The organism is Leptolyngbya sp. PCC 6406, assembly GCF_000332095.2.
Taxonomy (GTDB): Bacteria; Cyanobacteriota; Cyanobacteriia; order Phormidesmidales; family Phormidesmidaceae; genus PCC-6406.
The window spans coordinates 410,163-426,227 of sequence record NZ_KI913949.1 but is presented as its reverse complement, the minus strand read 5'-3'; the positions used below and the strand labels follow the sequence as shown (position 1 = coordinate 426,227).

Sequence of the window (16,065 nt, the reverse complement as noted above, 5' to 3'; positions counted from 1 at the left end):
TCCGTGAAACTCTCATTCTTTCGTAGGTTGGGTGGAGCGTTAGCATAACCCAACGAAATCGCCACCAGTGTTGGGTTCCACTCCGTTTCACCCAACCTACAAAAAGAAATATTTAGGGCTCTTCCGGTCTGGCTATGGTGTTTCAAAAGGAAATACCCACGGCAACAAAGCTCTTAACTTGAAATTGTCAAAATTGCCAAAGCCATAACCTAATCTCTTGATCAACTTAAGCTTGTTATTTATTCCCTCCACAACCCCATTAGTTATTCTCAGTTCAAAGTATGATGTCACCTCATCAAACCATCGTTTAATCGTGCCACAACTCTGATTGAAAAATGTCGATGAATCCGCCATCCAGTCCAGTAACTTTAACGTCCCTTCTGCCCAATTCTCGAAGGATTCAAAGATTTCTCTGAACTCTTCTTTCAATCGATGCATCGTTGCTAATTTAGGGGATACTTCGCTCACTTCTATGAGCTTCTTCTTCTGTTTCTCATTCAAATTCCCTTCGTTCTTTAGTAACGCATACTTACTGCCATTAAGACCCTCTATGACGCGCTCCCTCTCAGCCTTTTTTGCGATCTTCTTGGCCGCTCTCTTCTCCGCTTTCCGTTCGTTATCTAACTCCTCATTGACGAGTTTGGTGACATGGAATCTATCCGCGACAATGGTCGCATTCGGCATCATCTCTTTTACCAAACTTTGGTAGGGCTTCCACAGGTCTATGCTCACCCCTTCAATCCCCTCAAGCACCTCTGGTCCCCATTGGCTAAGGACTTGGCGCAATCCCTCTTGTGTTCGTGAGGGTAGAAGGGTGATCGGCTGGTGCGTCTCTAGGTTCACTAGCACCCCATAATAGTTACCCTGACCTTTGACGACCGCTATCTCGTCTATCCCGAGATATCTAATCGGTTCTGGGCTCTCGGGTAAATACGCCTTTCCGGCATCCTTTATCATCGTCTCAATCTGCTCGTCACTCAGCCCTGTCCGAGCCGCCACACTGTGAATGCTACTCCCTAACACTTGGCCGACAATCTGCTTCGCTAGCCGCTGCGTATACAACCGCCTTTTCTTAACAAAGGCCAGTTCTTCGCTAAACACTTGTCCACATTCCTGGCACCAAAACTGGCGGCGATTGACTCGCAACACTACGGGCTGTTGATTCCACGGCAAATCCTCAATGTTATACCGATGATTCTCATGCAAATGACGACTTCGCTTCCCACACCGGGGACACTCTGCATCTCGGCGGGTGGGGCTAATTACAAAAAATAGCCCCACCCCATCTATCATTGTCATATCCTCTACTTTTGTCTCAGGAAGACCCAGTAGCTCTGTCAATTGCCTCGCGTCAGATTCTGTGATCATGGCGCTCACCCATATATGGCGACTTTCTCTCACCCTTTAATTCTTAGCCAATCCCTTGTATATCAAACACTTCACGCCTTTCTAGCGTTTATTTCTCTCTCCATTTCCCCTGCTCAGTAGCCCTTTGTCCATAGCCAGACCGGAAGAGCCATATTTAGGAGATGCCAATGATTAATGATCAACTTACACCTGAAGAACAAGAGATTCTTAAGTCTGTAGAAAATATCACCCATTTACTCCATCAGTTTGTCTCGCGGAATCATGATTGCCCTATCCGATAAAAAGCTCTGGTCGTTTGATGAATTCGTGGCTTGGTACCCCGAAGATTCAGAGCATCGCTATGAGTTGAGACGTGGGGTGGTGGCTGAAATGCCAAAACCAAGGGGAAAACACTCCCGAATTGCAGGCGATTTGGCCTATGAGCTAGGAACTGCCATTCGACAAACACAGCAACACTACTTTGTGCCAAAGGAGTGTCTGATTAAAATTTCAGATGATACGGGCTACGAACCCGATGTTGTCGTATTGGATGACGATGAAATTGCCCAGGAAACTCGATGGGAACGAGAATCCATTATCACTAGGGGAAAAACAATCAAGCTGGCTGTAGAAGTAGTGTCCACCAATTGGCGTGACGATTATTTGGTCAAAATGGCGGATTATGAGTCATTGGGTATTCAAGAATACTGGATTATTGATTATCTGGGCCTTGGTGGACGACGCTACATTGGCTCTCCTAAACAACCAACTTTGACGGTTTGCTCATTGCTAGAGGGCGAATATGAGCTACAACAATTTCGGGGTGATGACCTCATCCTTTCCCCTACTTTTCCTCGCCTAGAATTGACCACTGCTCAGATTTTCAAAAGTGATGTTTAATCACAATGCTGGACTGTTAGCAGATGATAGATGCGAAAGGCATTGTCACGCGAGCATTAGCCAATGCCACTCCATTGCAATTAGCACCCCCGCCCCAGTAAAGCCGCAGAACTATAGACCACTCCCCCCCTAACGCGCCCATCACCACAGCAGCGACTTCCCAAGATCAGCCTAGACCGCAAGTAGGGCCGTCTGCCTAACACTCCCCATCACAGTGCTTATCCAACACTAGATATGCCTAAACACCCCATTGGGGCGATATAGGCAAAGCATGACCTGTCTATATTGCTTCAGCAGCCAAATCGGCAGACTATAATCTGTCTAATCAACCAATTTGAGTGCTTATACAGACTGTGATCTGCCTAAACAGTTATTAGCTGGCTTAGGTGATCTGTTGAGACAGTGGGCGTTAATCATCGTTTCGGCCACTCCGACTGGACAAGCCTTCTCCTCAGTAATCCGCAACCTTTGTGGGACAAGGCTTCAAGGCATACAGTTCATTTGAACTGTCCAGCAAAGTGGATGAAGGTGGCCGAAACGATGACAGAGGCCAGACCGTGCTTGTAGGCTATCTGTTTGTGTCTATAGTTGTTACTACGTAAAACTCTTTGAGGAAATTGAATGCCTATTGAAGTTGGAATCTGGCGGTTAGGAGACAAACCCGAAAAAGTTGTGATGTCTACGATTGACTCTGAGTCAAGGTTAGAAGATGCACTTGTTCAAGATATTTCTATTTTGTCTGATCAGTTAATATTGATTGGGCGACAGGTTTCAACATCTTATGGCAAGTTCATTGATATGTTGGCAATGGATATGTCTGGCAACCTATCCATTATTGAATTGAAGAAAAATCGCACACCACGCGAAGTCGTGGCACAATTGCTTGACTATGCCTCTTGGATTCAATCTCTCTCTTACGAAGAGATTGCAGCCATTTATTCAGATAAAAATGCTGGCAAGAAATTGGAAGAGGGCTTTGATGACTCGTTTGGCATGAGTTTACCAGAGCAGATTAATCAGCAACATGAGTTAATTGTAGTTGCATCAGAGATCGATACTAGCACAGAAAGAATCATCAATTATTTAACTGACAATTATGGTGTACCCATAAATGCTGTTTTCTTTCGTTTCTTTCGAGATGAAGATCGTGGTTACTTAGCTCGAACTTGGCTAATTGAACCTGAAGAAGCTGAACGCAAGGTGAGTAAATCAACAGTTAGAAAAGGTAGTGAGGCTTGGAACGGACGAGATTTCTATGTCAGTCTTGGTGATGGTGAACACAGAAGTTGGAATGATTGTCAGAAATATGGGTTTGTATCAGGTGGTGGTGGCAAGTGGTATAGTCAAACACTTAAGCTGCTATTTCCAGGTTCGCGTGTCTTTGTTAATATTCCCAAAGCTGGCTATGTTGGAATTGGTTTAGTAAAAGACAATGTTGTTCCTGTCAAAGACTTTAAAGTATTGCTTGAAGATCAAGAAGTACCCATACTAAGTGCGCCACTTGCAGCGCCTAATATGGGTGAAAATTCTGACAACTTGGATTTATGTGAGTATGTTGTGCGTGTTGAATGGCTTAAAACCATTCCAAAAAATACAGCCTATTGGGAGAAAGGACTCTTTGCAATTCAACATACAGCCTGTCGAATGACCAGCAGTTTCACAATTGAGAAATTGTCACAACACTTTGGGTTGCAAAATTAATTTACCAGTTAATCGGGATGCCACTGTCATCGTTTCGGCCACCTACGGCCATTCATGGATAGTTTATCTAAACTATTGAACTCTCAAGCCTTGTCCCCCAAGGGCTACGGCTTCCTGGAGACTATCCTTGCTTAGTCTGAGTTGCCGAAACGATGATTAACGCCCTTCTTCTTCGTTAGCAACTGTTGCTATTCGTGTTGACTCTGAGACTTTATCATAGTTTCAATTCAGAGGAGAAGAAGCTGAGTAACATATGGCTGCTGCTCTACGAATCTACGCAGAAGCGCAGAAAAAAGCCCTATAGAACTACAAAATTCTCGTAATTGGGATTTTTCATGAAACCTGGCCTCCGTAGTGGAAAGCTTGCAAAATGGAAGGATGAGCGTGGATTTGGCTTTATCCAACCCGTTGATGGGGGGCAAGAAGTTTTTTTGCATATTTCCGAAATCAAAAATGCAACTCGCCGCCCACAAGAAAACGACACAATTTATTACTACTGCACAACTGACTCAGATGGCAAAGTTCGCGCTTGCAACGCATTTATTCTGGGAGCAAGAAATAAACCATCGTCTTTGAGTAATCGTGCTAACCCCTCTGATGCCGTCACTTCAAAATTCCCGATAGTTGAAGTGATTCTGTTGTCACTTCTGCCTTTGGTTGGAATTATTCATTTTACATGGACTACGCTCAATCCCCTTCCACTGATTATTTATCCTGTAATGAGTTTGGTGACCTACGCCCTATACGCTGATGATAAATCGCGCGCCAAACGAAAGGATTGGCGGACTCCTGAACAAACACTACATTTATGCGAACTTGTAGGAGGATGGTTGGGCGGGTTTATTGCCCAGCGGATACTGCGTCACAAAAGTCGAAAAAAATCTTATCAAGCTGAGTTTTGGATGATCGTGATTATTCATTATATTGCATGGCTGTTTTGGCTATTTTGGGGAAGAACGCTATAGGTTTAACTCTGTTCTATGTGTTAGAGTCATGACCTTGATCTGGCTTACAATAGGAAGCCACAGAGTTTTATCTCATTCATTTATAAGGAGGAAAAATAGCAACACTAATCTTGAGTGACGAGCAGGTTATTGACCTTGTTAAGCAGTTGCCAGTTGAGCAACAGGCCAAGGCAAGGTGTTCAGATTCTTACTTCTCCAACAGTGGGGGAAATGGGAGTCGTTATCACGTTACGGAGCTGAAAAAGCAAGGCTAGTTGCTCAAGAGAAAGGTCTTGACTGGGATGCGATATCAGAAGAAGAACGTGAAGCTTTCATTGATGATGTGGTGCATGAAGACTAATGCAGTATATTGTCGTTTTTGATACCAATATCTTGCTTTCCGCCCTATTATCTACGAGTGGCAATCCATTTCGATGTATGGCTCTGGCAAAAATAAGATCGAAGATGGTTTGGCTGGAGGTGGGTTTGTCAGTTGCTCCAGTCACCGAGAAGACGGATGAGTAGAAATACTCATGGCCGGTTTTGCAGGCGAGGCAGGGAAGTGACTCCCTATCCTTAACCAGCGAAAGGGCTATATCTCAAACCCCTTCCTTGACCCGACCTCACAAACCCGCGACCAATACTTGGGGGTTAACCGAATTACTGGTGACTGGACAAATGCTGAAGCTTTACAATGGGGGTATGTAGGTAAAGCAATCTGTGCAGGGTAACCATGCCAATCATGTTTCGGTTTCATCCAGAAAAAGCTGTTGAAGCCGCAGCAACACTCTTAAAGCTCCACGGCAAGCCTATGAAATATTTGGGCTTGCTTAAGATGCTTTACATCGCTGACCGCATTGCATTAGAACGCATGGAACAACCGATTACTGGTGACCATTATGTATCAATGGATTATGGTCCTGTGCTTAGCGGTGTTTATGACCTAATCAAGGGGCACCCTGCCGCCGATGCTTTACCGCTTTGGTCTAAATTTATTTCTCCTCGAAATAAGAACCACGTTTCTTTGCTAGACGATCCAGGAAGCGGAGAACTGTGTGAAGAAGAGGAGAAAATCATTCAACAGGTTTATCAGAATTTTGGTAATCTTGACCCCTTTGATGTTGCTGAGTGGACTCACGATCTTCCAGAGTGGCAAGATCCCCATGGCTCTTGTATCCCGATTTTAGTAGAAGAAGTTCTCAAAAATTTGGGTAAAAATGATGAGGAAATAGAAGAGATTCAGCAAGAAGCCATTCGAGAGGCATATTTAGATAGGGTTTTGAATGACTAGCATCACCATTAATTTGGGAGATGCTTTTTTGATAGATACACCTCCCAACGGCGAACATCTTTATATTGCCATTGCACAAACTTCTGGAAGCAACTATCTCTTCGTTAACGTCACTACCCGCAGACCTAATTCTGAAGCGACCTGCGTTCTCATGCCAGGTTCAGGTGTAGCGATCGCAGCTCTGGAGTTAGCAAAGGAAATGCTGACAGCCTATGCGAATCTGGCTTGAATCTGTCCCACGCCCGTTAAAGTGTGAGGTTGCAGATTACGAGGTACGCACAGTTGTTAAGATGGGGTGGTTAGGGAAAAAGAACGGTGAACTGCTAAGACTTATGATCCACGAGGGTTTCACGATGAAAATTCCCTCTGTTTCTTCCGAGCATTACCCAACATTTTGGGTTGGGTCGGTTGCTCCAGCGGAGAAAAGTCGTATGAACGGTTCTGAGAGAAGAGAGGAAGCAATATCTAAAACTTCCTCCTTTACCCGACGGCTGGTATAAGGATAAAAAATGAGATCAATGCAGAGTAAAAACTTACATTTCGAGCCACTCACTGCCGCCCATGCTGACGATCTCTTACCTATTCTGACTACACCTTCTGTCCTTGCCTTTATCGATCCAACAGGAACACCACCAACCTTAGAAGAACTCAGGGCAGAATACGCTGCTCGTGCGAGTGGGCCAGTAAATTTGGTCACGCCCGCCGAGCAATGGTTCAATATGGCAATATATTTGAAAGCTGATTGCTCTAAAGCAATTGGTCGGCTGGAAGCAACAAGATACGGCGAGTGGGGCGAGGTCGCCTACTTATTAGGTGAAGCTTGGTGGGGAAAGGGATTGGCGTTCGAGGCGATGCTTTGGTGGCATGATTATCTTAATGCGATTGTACCAGGAACCCAGTGGTGGGCTACAGTCCATCCAGCCAACCAGAGGAGCATCCGACTCCTGACACGTCTTCAGTACGAGGAGTTAGATTCGAGTAGGAGGCCGAAACTTCAATCCTATGATTTAGGAGATCGCTGCTTCGCTCATTCTGCTCATGTTGAAGAGTATCCCGCCTAACAATCCCGTTGCACGCCGACCGTATCGAGTATAGTCGGTGATTCCGAAAAACTGGTGGCGGGTGAACAGGGTCGTTAGTAGACTCAGAATATAGAACTACAAAATTTTCGTAATTGAGACTTTTCTTGAAACGTGGCCTCCGCAGTGGAAAGCTTGCAAAATGGAAGGATGAGCGTGGATTTGGCTTCATCCAACCCGTTGATGGGGGCCAAGAAGTTTTTTTTGCATATTTCCGAAATCAAAAATGCAACTCGCCGCCCACAAGAAAACGACACAATTTATTACTACTGCACAACTGACTCAGATGGCAAAGTTCGCGCTTGCAACGCATTTATTCTGGGAGCAAGAAATAAACCATCGTCTTTGAGTAATCGTGCTAACCCCTCTGATGCCATCACTTCAAAATTCCCGATAGTTGAAGTGATTCTGTTGTCACTTCTGCCTTTGGTTGGAATTATTCATTTTACATGGACGACGCTCAATCCCCTTCCACTGATTATCTATCCTGTAATGAGTTTGGTGACCTACGCCCTATACGCTGATGATAAATCGCGCGCCAAACGAAAGGATTGGCGGACTCCTGAACAAACGCTACATTTGTGCGAACTTGTAGGGGGATGGTTGCGCGGGTTTATTGCCCAGCGGATACTGCGTCACAAAAGTCGAAAAACGTCTTATCAAGCTGAGTTTTGGATGATCGTGATCATTGCTTTCATTACTTTGGCCCGATTTCAACAATGACGGGGGTATGGTCGCTGGGTTTTTCTTGCTTGCGGGGGTCTACATCAATGGTGCAGTCAGTGGCGCGATCGTAGAGGATGGGGGACAGATAGTGGTGATCAATGCGCCAGCCCCGATTGCGGCGAAAGGAGGCAGCGCGGTAGTCCCACCAACTGTAGTGCCCGCTTGCTTCGGTGAACTTGCGAAAGGCATCCCGCAACCCTAGGGATAGAATTTCCCGCAGTGCTTCCCGTTCCTGGGGGGAGGCCATGATGTGGGTGTCTTTGCCCTCCGGGTCGTGAATGTCGCGATCTTCTAGGGCAATGTTGAAATCTCCGCACACCAGAAGGGCGGGATGTTTCTCCAGTAGGGTTTCCAGGTAGGTACGGAGGAGGGTGAGCCAGCGCAGCTTGTAGTCATACTTATCGCTGCCCACGGAGGAGCCGTTGGGCACGTACAGGTTGACGATGCGTATATCGCCGCTATCAGTGTTGAGAACGCCGGTGATTACCCGCTTCTGGGTATCGAGATCCCCTGTGGCTTCCTCCCCGACAATGGGGGCAAACCCAGTGCTCACGGCGGTCAGGGGCTCACGGCTCAGGAGGGCCACTCCGTTGTAGGATTTTTGGCCACTGATGGCGGCGGTGTAGCCCAGATCTACAAAGGGTGCCAAGGGAAAGTCTCCATCCACCACTTTGGTTTCTTGCAGGCACAACACATCCACTGGGTTGGTCGTGAGCCAGTCCACTACATGGGTGAGCCGAGAACGGATGGAGTTGACGTTCCAGGTGGCGATTTGCATGGCGAATGACGGCAGGGTGGTGAAGGATCTGTGCCGTCTTCTAGGGTACTGGTTTGGGGGAGGGGTGTGAGGGTGTGTGGGTAGGAGGGGGGTAGGGGGGTAGGGGGGTGAGCGATATTGGGCTGGTCGTGGGTGTTATTTAATTGCGGTAATTGCATGTCCCCAGGGGATTGCCGACAATGGGGGGGCTAGGGAGGAAGCCATGGCGGGAAAGGGGCAGGGGCCGCTGGAGGGGGAGGCGCTGATCAAGGAGGTGTGTCGCCGGATTCGGGTGGCGCGCAGCTATTGGGATGCCCACAATAACGCGGCCTGTCGTCGGGAACGGGAGCGGGCGTTGGCTCTGTACAACACCCTGGATCAGGAGCAAAAGGAGCAGATTCCCCAGGTGTTGCGGGTGTGGCTACGCTATCGCAGTGAAAAGTATTTTGGAGACCATCGCACACCGCCAGGGAAGCAGGGACGGAACTCGGGACAAAAACCGCGATCGCAAAGGGTTGGTCGAAGACCATCGCGCTAGTCTTGACCAAGATAAGTTGGCTGACCGACTGCACAGTGTTCAATCTCGCCGTCTCCTACCGGGAAAAAGACGCGGATTATACTGGACAAAGTAAGCAAGACAGGCATAATTGACAGAACTCTATAAATCAAACCGTTCAAACTAACTGTCAATAAAACCGTTCAATAATTCAGATACACAAAAGCCCGACGATCCGTCGGGCTTTTTTTTGCCTCATTACCTCATTTGACCAGTCTCATCGTTCAGGGCGGCTGGGGGTCAGCACCATTAAGCCATCTAACTGGATCGCCTCTGCACCCACGGAAAAACTGCTACTGACGGCGGGGATGCTCCCCAGCCAGCGCCGCCCTGGGGAAATGGGCGCTTCAGAATCGTCAGCAATCCCCAGTCCATTGAAGACAAAGGAAAGGGTGGCGCTGATATTAGCGTAGACATAGCCTTGATTGGGGGTCGGAAAGCCCCGTGTGGCGCGCCGAAACAGGGGTGCCCCGGCTAGGGTTTGCCGCTCCGAGAGGGTCAGGATGGGCTCTAGGGAGCCCCCGCCCAGGGTGATGACGGCGGTGTTATCATCGGCCCAGCCATGACCTAGAAGGCTAATGGCTGGGTTAGTCTCTCCCGGCAGGTGCCAGATTGAGGCGGGTTGACCGTTGATTTGCTGGGATTCAACGGAGAGAAAGTCTGCCCCAAAGTGTTGATCGAGTTTGGCGAACATGGCCTCAGCGGCAGCGCGATGGTCTCCGACCGGCCCTTGGCCATCGCGGGTTTGCACCACCATTCCTAGCCCCACCTCTAGGGCCGGGTCAAATAGCACCAGGGGCGTATTGCGGGTGGGAAAGAGAAATAGGGTAAAGCCCCCCTCCATCCACCGGAACACATCCTCATCCAGACTCAGCCCGGTAAAGGCTTGAAACAAGCCCCGCCCCAAGTTGAGAAATATACTCAAGTCCTCATTCTGTTCCAGGGCGGTGGCTACAGTCGCCCACAACCCGGCTAGGTTTTGCCCACTGACTATGAGGTAGGTGGCAGCGGGTACTTGGTTCAACACCTCTGGGTTAGCCGGGGATAGGAATTGGGGAAATTGTCGCAACAGGGGACTGTTGTCGTAGTAAACCCGACCTTGGAGCCGCAGCCCCTCAGCCTGGGGATAGATAAAAATCTCTAACCCGCTATCCAATTGCAGGGCGGCAAGGCGGGCAATTTCAGCGGGGGATAGATCCCCCAGCAGAGGCGGCAAGGCCAGGGGACCGGCAAGTCCCGAAAAGGGCGTCTCCACCAAGGCATAGTTCACCAGTTCCGCCAGATTGCCGTGGAGAGTGCCCAGGGCCGTATCATAGCGGGGATTTTCCACCGTGCGCTGGAAGCGAGGGTCGGTAGCCAGGGCCATATCGGCATCCTGGGGCCGTTGGTCGAGCCAGTGGCGAATGGCGGCGGGGGATTCTGCCACGACGAGATAGTCGGCCACTACGGCGATGGCCATGGCGGGGAGGTCGGGGATGGGGGTTTCGGGCACTGGCAGCGCGATGTCAGGAAACCCAATGTCCGGCAGGGCTTTGGTGAAAATCTGGTTGAGGGGGTTGGGCCTGTTGCCCTTGACCTCTGGCGATGGGCTGCTGGAGTCAGTGCCGTTGGAGTCAGTGCCGTTGGGGACAGTACCGTTGGGGACAGTGGGGCTGACTGGTTCTGGTTCTTCTTCTAGTTTCGGTGGTGACGGGTCGGGTCGGGACTCCGCATCGCCGTTGTGCTCCGCATCGAAATACTGGGGTGCCCAGTACTGAATTTCAACATCGCCATAGGACTGAACCTCCGGTGCATCGGGGCGCAAGCTGGCAATTTCCCCGAGGAATGCCGCAAAGGTATCGGCGTTGTCGATGGGGGCCAACATTACCAGATGATCTGCCATCTCCACCGCTTGCGGCTGGGGTAGGGGCAGCAGGGCGATGGCCACCGTCTCCCCCACCCAGGGTGCGATCGCACTTGAATAGTCCAGTTCTGGGGGCAAAAAGGGTAAGACGCCGGGATTGGGCGAATCACCCGTCTCGGCACTGATCTGCTCAAACAGGAGGTATTGCTCTAGCCGTTGCCAGGTTTCTGGGCGCGTGTCGAGCAGCGCCACGTAGGCAACATCTGCGGGTAGTTCTAGGGCAGGGTCAGACCTGGCGATGGTCAGGGACCGGCCCAAAGGGGCCATCGCGGTGTTTGCCGCCAAGGTGGGAAAGGCAAGGGTAGGTGCAATTGCCCCGACAAGCAGCGTTCGCCGAACGAAATTTAGCGCCATATTCGCCTGCTCTCCCCCTATATAGGAATAGAAATTAGGAATAGAAAAACCAGAAGTCCTAGTCAGCCGAGTCCCTAAGCTCCCAGCTTAGCCTTCACCAGGGCTTGCACCTTGGCTCCATCGGCGCGGCCCTTAAGCGCCTTCATCGCTGGCCCCATGACCTTGCCCATATCCTTGGCAGTAGTGGCTCCGACCTTGGCAATCAAGCCATCAATCACTGCTTCAACCTCCCCATCTGCCATCTGGGCGGGGAGATATTCCTCAATGATGGCCAACTCCGCCGCTTCCGCCGCTGCCAGATCTGCTCGTCCTGCCTGGGTGTATTGCTCCGCTGCATCCTTGCGCTGCTTCGCCAGTTGGGTTAGCACTTCTAGATCCTGAGTTTCCGTCAGCACCTCCTGGCCCTGAGCGCGTAAGGTGCTTTCCTTTTCTAGAATTACCTTTTTAATGCTGCGGACGGTCTCCAGCCGCACCTTATCCTTGGCTTTCATGGCGGCTTTGATATCGTCGGTGATGCGGTCTTTGAGGCTCATAGTACTGAAGAAAATGTGTCAATGGTATCCCTATCCTATCGGGGGATTTCCCGCGATGGCCCCTTGGGGACGGTCTATGACCATTGCGGCCTCCTCCCAGAGCCTACCTTCAAACTGTCGGCAATAGAAATTGGGCTGGAACTGTCTCACCTGACTGGAGACAGGATCGGGTATGGTCTTGATCGACCGCACTATTTCTACTACTTAAGGAAGATGAGCATGACCCTGGCTTGGCTGCCATCGCGGCGGCTATGGCCCCGCCTCCTTACCCTGGTTGTGACCCTGGTGATGGTGGTGGCCTGCCAATCCGCTGCGCCCCCTCCCGATGATGGCCCTAATGGGGAGGCGGGGGAATCTCTAGAACGGATCGCGCTGAACGGGGCGGGGGCGACCTTTCCCTATTTGCTCTACGAGCGCTGGTTTCAGGAATACAACCAGACCCATCCCCAGGTTCAGATCAACTACCAGCCCACGGGGAGCGCGGTCGGGGTCCAGCAGATGATCGCGGGCACCACGGATTTTGGGGCCAGCGATGTGGCCATGACCGATGAAGAAATGGCGGCGGTAGATCGGGGGGTGGTGCTGCTGCCGATGACGGCGGGCAGTGTGGCGGTGGCCTACAATCTGCCGGAGATCGACAGTGGACTCAGGTTGTCGCGGGTGGTACTGGCGGATATCTTTTTGGGCAAGATTACCACCTGGAATGATGCCGCGATCGCAACCCTCAACCCCGACTTGGATCTGCCGGACTTGCCCGTCGTAGTGGCCCATCGCTCCGACGGTAGCGGCACCACCGCCGCCTTCACCGCGCACCTCAGCATGGTGAACCCCGAGTGGGCCGAGACCGTGGGGACCGGACTGAGTGTGGTTTGGCCAGCGGGGATTGGCATCAAGTCCAATGCCGGGGTGAGCGCCCAGGTTTTGCAAGAGGTGGGCAGCATCGGCTATGTGGAATATAGCTATGCCAAGACTCTGGACATGACAATGGCGGCCTTAGAAAATCAGGCGGGCAATTACATTGTGCCGACGGTAGAATCGGCGGCGGCTTCCCTGACGGAGGTCGTGTTTCCCGAGGATTTGCGGGTGGTAGTGCCCGATCCGACTCCGGCGGCGGGCTATCCCATCGTCACCTACAGTTGGCTGCTGGCCTACGCCCGCTATGACGACCCCAATCAGGGGGCGGCGCTGCGGGAGGTGGTGCGCTGGGCGCTAACGGAGGGCCAGGTCTACAGCGAAGAGTTGGGCTATGTGCCTCTGGAGGGGTCAGTGGTAGATCGAACGCTGGCAGCGGTGGATACGATTGGTTCTTAGGGAGGTTCTGAAGAACCCGGATTCTTTAACATGCAATTCTTGTGGGTCAGGCACACGACTTGGAAGGTTACGGAGAACCGAGCCCATTGACTGCTGGCTGAGCGGAGTCGAAGCCAGCCACACCACCGGGTTCTTGCCGTTCCCTAGCCCCTCTGGGGCGGCAAAGCCAACGACTCCGCTCAGGGAACTGGATATCTGTATGGAGACAACGACATGGCAGGCTTTTCAGCCCGTTTCAATACATAAACTTCCAAGTCGTGTCAGACATCCTGCCTGACCATGGACAGCCGGGACGGCTATCCCACATTATTTGATCTCTACTCCTTAGAGCCATAGGTTTCCCAGGAATTTATCCCTCAGGAATTTACCCCATGTACGCGCTGACCCATGGCACCCTCTACACGGGTACGGAGGTTCTCCACAACGGTCATTGGCATAGCCGCCCCCAAGAGGATTGCGCCCTGGTCATAGATCGCGATCGCATTCTCGATATTCTGCCGTTGGCGGCATTGCCCTCCGACTGTCCCCGTCTGGATCTAGCCGGGGCCTCGGTGGCTCCAGGGTTTATTGATCTGCAACTGAACGGCTGTGGCGGCGTCATGTTCAACGACGCCATTACCGCCGATACCCTGGCGGTAATGCACGCGACGAACCTCCGCAGCGGCACCACCAGCTTTTTACCCACCCTAATCACCGCCCCCGACGCGGATATGCGGGCCGCGATCGCCGTCGTGCAGGACTATCGACACCACCAGCCCACCGCCGTCCTGGGGCTGCACCTAGAGGGACCGTACCTGAATCCCAAGCGCAAGGGCATTCACAATGGAGCCTATGTGCGATCGCTAGATGGGGCCATGGTCCAAACCCTCGTGGCGGCGGGGGACAAGGTGGTAAAACTGCTGACCCTGGCCCCGGAGCAGGTGGCGGCAGCGGATATTCAACGCCTCGTCGCGGCGGGAATTGTCGTCTCAGCGGGCCATACCGACGCCAGCTATGAGCAAGGGATGGCGGGCTTTGACGCCGGGATCACGATGGCCACCCACCTGTTCAATGCCATGTCCCCTTGGCAGAGCCGTAGCCCCGGTATGGTGGGGGCGGTGTTGAATCGGCCTGAGGTCTACGCAGGCATCATCGCCGATGGTCACCACGTTCACTTCCCCTCGATTCAGCTTGCGAAAAAGCTTAAGGGAGACCATTTATTCCTGGTCACCGATGCCACCCCCCCGGCGGGCACAACGGGGATAGAGTCCTTCCAAATTGGTGGCCAGGAGGTGTTTTATCGCCAGGGCCAATGTGTTTCCGCCACGGGCACCTTGGGCGGGTCAGCCCTGACGATGATTGAGGCCATCGCCCACTGTGTCCACCAGACCCATATCTCCCTAGAGGAGGCCCTGCGGATGGCCACCCTCTATCCAGCCCAGGCCATCGGCGTGGATCATCACCTGGGACGTTTGGCTCCGGGCTACTGGGCTAATCTGGCGGTATTCAACGCTGATTTAGAGATCCAGGCGGTGGTAGATCGGGGTCAATGGCACCCCTTCACGCCCCAGTGGCCCCAGGACTTTCCTTAGCCAGAAACGTGATCGCCATGCCCTGGACTCCCCTCCACGCCCAGATTCACCAAATTCTGCGATCGCGCTTACTCCTACCTCGGGGAGCCCCCATTCTGGTGGCGGTGTCCGGTGGCCAAGATTCCCTCTGTCTGCTGCGGTTATTAGTGGATCTGCGGGACAAATGGGGCTGGCGGCTGGTCGCAATCCACTGCAACCACCGCTGGCGTCAGGATTCCGCCGAGAATGCCGCCTTTGTGGTGCAACTAGCCACCGATTGGGGCGTGCCCTGCGAAGTCGTCACCGCCCCAATTCCACCCGCCAGTGAAGCCGCCGCCCGCACTTGGCGCTATGACACCCTAGCCACGGTGGCCCAAGCCCAGGGCTGTAGCCATGGCGTCACAGGCCACACCGCCAGCGATCGCGCCGAAACCCTGCTTTACAACCTGATGCGAGGCAGTGGAGCCGATGGCCTGCAAGCCCTGACCTGGCAGCGGCCCCTGCATCCCCGACATCCAGACATCTCCCTAGTCCGGCCTTTGCTAGCGGTCACACGGGTCCAGACCGGGGAATTCTGCCAGAACCAAGGCATTCCCCTGTGGCTAGACACCACCAACGAGGACCGCACCTACACCCGCAACCGCATCCGCCTAGACCTGTTGCCCCTCCTCCGCACCTTCAACCCCCAGGTGGAAACCACCCTGGCCCACACCGCCGAAATGCTCTCCGCTGAGGTCGCCTACCTGGAGGCAGAAACCGATCGCCTCATGGCCACCTGCGTCGCCTGGGATCCTCCCCGATGGCAGCGGCAAGCCCTCCAAGCCCTCCCCCTCGCCCTCCAGCGTCGAATCGTGCGACGGCTCCTACACCACCAGCTCCCCAGTCCCCCCCTTTTTGACCATGTGGAAAAGGTCATCGCCCTGATTCAGGCTCCCAACCACAGTCAAACCGATCCCTTTCCCGGTAATGCGATCGCACGGGTAGAAGCAGATTGGATTATTCTGGATTTTCCGGCACCGGGTAAGGCAGGTTTTGAGCGTTAACCCCTGAATTGTCCAGTAGATACGAGCCAACCCCACACCCCGGCAGGGCGAGCACCGCTCGCCCCTACCC

15 protein-coding genes are annotated in these 16,065 nt (G+C 52.2%); 11 read left to right on the top strand and 4 right to left on the bottom strand.

The window, feature by feature from the left end; genetic code table 11:
• Window positions 1-132: 132 nt before the first annotated feature.
• Window positions 133-1,368: an ISL3 family transposase gene (locus LEP6406_RS0202000; RefSeq protein WP_027268755.1), complete on the bottom strand. Its 1,236-nt coding sequence runs from the start codon at window positions 1,366-1,368 to the stop codon at window positions 133-135.
• Window positions 1,369-1,629: 261 nt separating this feature from the next.
• Here LEP6406_RS0202000 and LEP6406_RS0201995 point away from each other — a divergent pair, with 261 nt between their 5' ends.
• From LEP6406_RS0201995 to LEP6406_RS33995, 7 genes are all read left to right on the top strand, one after another.
• Window positions 1,630-2,247, top strand: a complete 618-nt coding sequence (locus tag LEP6406_RS0201995; RefSeq protein ID WP_008315820.1) for a Uma2 family endonuclease — start codon at window positions 1,630-1,632, stop codon at window positions 2,245-2,247.
• A 621-nt stretch (window positions 2,248-2,868) separates the two neighbouring features.
• Window positions 2,869-3,948: an endonuclease NucS domain-containing protein gene (locus LEP6406_RS0201990; RefSeq protein ID WP_008315818.1), complete on the top strand. Its 1,080-nt coding sequence runs from the start codon at window positions 2,869-2,871 to the stop codon at window positions 3,946-3,948.
• Window positions 3,949-4,283: 335 nt separating this feature from the next.
• A complete protein-coding gene (locus tag LEP6406_RS30820; RefSeq protein ID WP_071992186.1) occupies window positions 4,284-4,913 on the top strand; it encodes a DUF1294 domain-containing protein in 630 nt (209 codons plus the stop codon).
• Window positions 4,914-5,625: 712 nt separating this feature from the next.
• Window positions 5,626-6,183 (top strand): Panacea domain-containing protein, encoded by a 558-nt coding sequence (locus LEP6406_RS0201980; RefSeq protein WP_008315847.1) that lies wholly within the window; start codon window positions 5,626-5,628, stop codon window positions 6,181-6,183.
• Entirely contained in the window at window positions 6,176-6,412 is a 237-nt protein-coding gene (locus LEP6406_RS26270) for a hypothetical protein (protein WP_008315844.1), read from the top strand. Before LEP6406_RS0201980 ends, LEP6406_RS26270 begins: the two co-directional genes overlap by 8 nt.
• Window positions 6,413-6,692: 280 nt before the next feature.
• A complete protein-coding gene (locus tag LEP6406_RS26265) occupies window positions 6,693-7,244 on the top strand; it encodes a GNAT family N-acetyltransferase (protein ID WP_008315842.1) in 552 nt (183 codons plus the stop codon).
• A gap of 132 nt (window positions 7,245-7,376) precedes the next feature.
• Window positions 7,377-7,985 (top strand): DUF1294 domain-containing protein, encoded by a 609-nt coding sequence (locus LEP6406_RS33995; protein ID WP_263971119.1) that lies wholly within the window; start codon window positions 7,377-7,379, stop codon window positions 7,983-7,985.
• Here the strand turns inward: LEP6406_RS33995 and xth are convergent.
• Window positions 7,960-8,766: an exodeoxyribonuclease III gene (gene xth / locus LEP6406_RS0201965; RefSeq protein WP_008316634.1), complete on the bottom strand. Its 807-nt coding sequence runs from the start codon at window positions 8,764-8,766 to the stop codon at window positions 7,960-7,962. The genes LEP6406_RS33995 and xth overlap by 26 nt on opposite strands.
• Window positions 8,767-8,968: 202 nt before the next feature.
• Here xth and LEP6406_RS0201960 point away from each other — a divergent pair, with 202 nt between their 5' ends.
• A complete protein-coding gene (locus LEP6406_RS0201960; RefSeq protein ID WP_008316632.1) occupies window positions 8,969-9,283 on the top strand; it encodes a hypothetical protein in 315 nt (104 codons plus the stop codon).
• Between the two features lie 235 nt (window positions 9,284-9,518).
• Here LEP6406_RS0201960 and LEP6406_RS0201955 read toward each other — a convergent pair whose 3' ends face one another.
• Window positions 9,519-11,558: a DUF3352 domain-containing protein gene (locus LEP6406_RS0201955; protein WP_008316630.1), complete on the bottom strand. Its 2,040-nt coding sequence runs from the start codon at window positions 11,556-11,558 to the stop codon at window positions 9,519-9,521.
• A gap of 74 nt (window positions 11,559-11,632) precedes the next feature.
• Window positions 11,633-12,091 (bottom strand): GatB/YqeY domain-containing protein, encoded by a 459-nt coding sequence (locus tag LEP6406_RS0201950; RefSeq protein ID WP_008316627.1) that lies wholly within the window; start codon window positions 12,089-12,091, stop codon window positions 11,633-11,635.
• A 21-nt stretch (window positions 12,092-12,112) separates the two neighbouring features.
• Here LEP6406_RS0201950 and pstS point away from each other — a divergent pair, with 21 nt between their 5' ends.
• The 3 genes from pstS (at window position 12,113) to tilS (ending at window position 15,995) form a co-directional block, all read left to right on the top strand.
• Window positions 12,113-13,402 (top strand): phosphate ABC transporter substrate-binding protein PstS, encoded by a 1,290-nt coding sequence (gene pstS / locus LEP6406_RS0201945; protein WP_008316625.1) that lies wholly within the window; start codon window positions 12,113-12,115, stop codon window positions 13,400-13,402.
• A gap of 371 nt (window positions 13,403-13,773) precedes the next feature.
• Window positions 13,774-14,973 carry an N-acetylglucosamine-6-phosphate deacetylase gene (gene nagA, locus LEP6406_RS0201940; RefSeq protein ID WP_008312810.1) on the top strand — a complete coding sequence of 400 codons (1,200 nt, stop codon included), beginning with the start codon at window positions 13,774-13,776 and terminating at the stop codon, window positions 14,971-14,973.
• Window positions 14,931-15,995: a tRNA lysidine(34) synthetase TilS gene (tilS, locus tag LEP6406_RS0201935; RefSeq protein WP_008312807.1), complete on the top strand. Its 1,065-nt coding sequence runs from the start codon at window positions 14,931-14,933 to the stop codon at window positions 15,993-15,995. Before nagA ends, tilS begins: the two co-directional genes overlap by 43 nt.
• Window positions 15,996-16,065: the final 70 nt, after the last annotated feature.